The sequence below is a fragment of the Kocuria tytonicola genome (assembly GCF_003687455.1).
Lineage (GTDB): Bacteria > Actinomycetota > Actinomycetes > Actinomycetales > Micrococcaceae > Kocuria > Kocuria tytonicola.
Genome location: NZ_PHOA01000170.1, coordinates 1 through 2,538, shown reverse-complemented (window position 1 = coordinate 2,538; position 2,538 = coordinate 1). Strand labels below are relative to the sequence as shown.

General features: G+C 65.4%; 4 protein-coding genes. 1 reads left to right on the top strand and 3 read right to left on the bottom strand.

The features are described from left to right. Window positions 1-108: 108 nt before the first annotated feature. The gene (locus CWC38_RS11555; protein ID WP_121846856.1) at window positions 109-621 is read left to right on the top strand and encodes a hypothetical protein; all 513 of its coding nucleotides are present in this window, start codon (window positions 109-111) and stop codon (window positions 619-621) included. Between the two features lie 63 nt (window positions 622-684). Here CWC38_RS11555 and CWC38_RS11550 read toward each other — a convergent pair whose 3' ends face one another. The 3 genes from CWC38_RS11550 to CWC38_RS12170 all read right to left on the bottom strand — a co-directional run. Further along, window positions 685-1,536: a phage major capsid protein gene (locus CWC38_RS11550; RefSeq protein WP_165860418.1), complete on the bottom strand. Its 852-nt coding sequence runs from the start codon at window positions 1,534-1,536 to the stop codon at window positions 685-687. A 224-nt stretch (window positions 1,537-1,760) separates the two neighbouring features. Then, a complete protein-coding gene (locus CWC38_RS11545; protein ID WP_121846854.1) occupies window positions 1,761-2,348 on the bottom strand; it encodes a hypothetical protein in 588 nt (195 codons plus the stop codon). After that, the coding region (locus CWC38_RS12170) for a hypothetical protein (protein WP_165860417.1) at window positions 2,345-2,538 on the bottom strand (194 nt) is incomplete at its 5' end. The genes CWC38_RS11545 and CWC38_RS12170, both read right to left, overlap by 4 nt.

The window sequence follows — 2,538 nt, the reverse complement described above, 5'->3', positions numbered from 1 at the left end:
GTATGGGGGTGGGGGTGTCTTAGGTGGGGAGCGTGCGACCCCTGTCGCCTTGTATATGATGCACATGCATCTACCGATGTGATTTGATGCACAACCCAAGGAGTAGTCATGGAAACAAACATGTGGCCGGGAAAAGACATCCACGACAAGATCAAGCACTGGGACGAGCGCGTCATGCGGACCCGAAATCGCGTGGCTGGGGTGCAACTCGACAAGGCTCTCGGCGGGGGCCTTGACGCCGATGAGGTCGACTGGGGTTGGTACACCCTGGACGAGGATGAAGACGTCAAGAATGGTGGAACGGTTCATATCATTGCGGGAGATCACCTCTACACCCTCCCCTGGACGTTGGGGAACTCCGCTTATCAGGGCTATGCAATCCCCGGGGCGCTGCGCGTTGAACCCTTGCGGGTGCGTAGCGTGGAGGTCGAACAGCAGTATCGCCCCCGTGGGGAGGAGACACCCGATGACCCGCCTCTCCGCGTGCGTGTTCGGGTGGAACGCGAGGAGGGCAAGCCCCTCGAATTTGGAACGGACTGGCATTCCTACTATGGAACGGATGAACCCGCTGGCAAGGTGATATTGGCCGTCGCCAAGAAGCTGGCTGCGCAAGCTAAGTAACCACGTCGTGAGCGTGATGCGCCCCGCACCATTGCAGGTGCGGGGCGCTGTCGTCCTCGTGGGTCAGGCCGCGGCCTTGGTCATCCGCACGACGCGGGCGGGGTCAGCGAATCCCCACGCGGCGCGCATCGTGGTGCGGACGCTGATCCGGTCGGAGGACCAGTGCGGGGCATCGGAGGTCTCGACGGTTGCGTCGCGGCGGACCACGGCGATCACCGCACTGTTGTCCACGGCGTACGCGGTGCCGGCCGTGAGCTGCGGTGCCACGATCAGGGGCAGGCCGTTGACGGTCGTGACCCCGGGCTGGTTCTGCTCGATGAGCGACTGGTTGGACCCGGTGGCCGTCTTCAGGGTCGCGATGGTCAGCGCGTCGTCCGGGCTGACGATGTACGCGGTGGCCGTGCCTCCGAGCTGCGCGATGGAGTACGCGGCGGCCACGAAGCTGTCGAGGTCCGCGAGGTCGAGGGTGGCCTCGGTCGCGCCGGCCAGCCCCGCGAGTCCGGTGGGCTCGGGTTTGGACAGGGACGGGACGTTCTTGGAGTTCAGGAACGAGTTGTCGAGCCGCTCACGGATACCGCGGATCATGGACTGTCCCAGCAGCTCCTGGGCGGCGGGGTCGGAGTCCTCGGCGGACTCGCGGGTGAGGTCCGACAGGGCGGCGACCTTCGAGGGGACGATCACCTCATCGCCGACGGCAATGTCGGTGGCGGGGATCTCCGCGCCCTCGGCGACCCACGCGGCGGTCGCGTGGCGGGTGATCCGCGGGAAGCGGATCTGCCGGTTGCTGGTGATGACGGTGCGGGACACGGCCGGGTTGAAGAGGATCGACGTTTCCACGAGCGGGGTGATGAGGAGGTCTTGTGCGACCTGCTCGGGAATGATCGGGGAAAGATCCTTGCTGAAAAGCGTTGACATAAGAAAGCCCTCCTTGGGCTGAATGTGAATACACAGGGTTTGTGTGTTCTCCAACGGTTCGGGCCAGCCGAATTGGTGTTGGTGTTCTCCAGCCAGGGAGGACATGAACGTTATGTGGTTGTGCGGGATTCCGCCTGGGAATCCTTTTCCAGTTTATCGCGGGGGTGAGGTGGGCCGCCACTTTCCTGTGGGGATTGTGGCGGCCCACCTGCTGATGCCCGGGGTTATTTGGTGAGGAGGTCGTTCCAGGTTGATCCGCCCTTGGCCTTGTCCCCGAAGGGGTTGGTATAGCGCTCGGCCAGGGCCCGGGCGGCTTCGACGGCGGAGACCCCACCGAAGTTCCCGGATCGGGTGCGCCCGTACTTCTCTCCCAGCTCCTCGTTGAGGGCTCGGATCTTCTCGGGGTCAGGCCTGCCGTCCTCGTCGGTCAAATCTTCGAGGGTGTGGCCGCTGGCGGTGAACGCGTCGAACGTCACGCTCATGCCACGGGCCACGATGTCCTGGGCCATGCCCTGTTTGAAGCGGTCGAGGTCTCCGCGTGCGGTGTCCAGTTCCACTTGGAGGGCCTCGGCCCGTTCGGTGGCTTCCCGGGCGGTCACACGGCGTTCTGCGGCCTCACGGCGCGCCCTGGCGAGCTGCTTCTCCAGGGGCGTGGACCGCTCGTCCTGCTCCTCGTCTCCGGGCTGCTCGGTGTCCTGGGCGGCGTCGTCCTCCGGCTGCTCCGGGCTGGTCGCCTGGGGTTCCCCGTGCTGCTCGGCGGGGGTGGTGTCCTCGTCGCGCTTCTCGTCCTGGGCGGCGGTGGTCTCGGTCATTGGTTGTCCTTCACTGTCTGGGCGGCGCGCACGATCGCAGCCGCAAGCTTCTTGGGGTCGAGGTTGCCCTTCTTGTCCAGGAGGTTCCGCGGGGTGGTGGCGGTCCAGATGTCGGACGGTCCCAGTCCGCATCGCCACGCGAGTTCCCCGACGAAGCGGGCCTGCTCCCGTGACAGGGATGGTTCTGTGG

Coding starts and splice junctions, on each gene's coding strand:
- CWC38_RS11555 (WP_121846856.1), top strand. CDS start 109: ATGGAAACAAACATGTGGCCGGGAAAAGACATCCACGACAAGATCAAG.
- CWC38_RS11550 (WP_165860418.1), bottom strand. CDS start 1,536: ATGTCAACGCTTTTCAGCAAGGATCTTTCCCCGATCATTCCCGAGCAG.
- CWC38_RS11545 (WP_121846854.1), bottom strand. CDS start 2,348: ATGACCGAGACCACCGCCGCCCAGGACGAGAAGCGCGACGAGGACACC.